The 231-nt window shown below is 69.7% G+C and carries 1 protein-coding gene; it reads right to left on the bottom strand.

Going from position 1 to position 231, the window contains the following annotated elements; translation table 11 throughout:
* Nucleotides 1-231: methyl-accepting chemotaxis protein (locus E9549_RS23005; protein WP_236828909.1), on the bottom strand; the 231-nt coding region annotated here is incomplete at both ends.

Genomic DNA, 231 nt, shown 5'->3' with positions numbered 1-231 from the left:
CGCCTGCACCCGGCGGGCGATGTCCTCGGTCGCCTTCGCCGTCTCCTGCGCCAGCTCCTTCACCTCGTTGGCCACCACCGCGAAACCCTTCCCGGCCTCACCGGCGCGGGCGGCCTCGATCGTGGCGTTCAACGCCAGCAGGTTCGTCTGCTCCGCGATCGAGGTGATCACCTTCACCACGTTGCCGATCTCCGCCGAGGACTCCCCCAGCTTCGCCACCGTCGCCGTCGT

Source organism: Blastococcus sp. MG754426, from assembly GCF_021699055.1.
Taxonomy (GTDB): domain Bacteria; phylum Actinomycetota; class Actinomycetes; order Mycobacteriales; family Geodermatophilaceae; genus Blastococcus.
The sequence above is the reverse complement of the archived record's forward strand: the minus strand, read 5'-3'. Positions and strand labels throughout refer to the sequence as shown.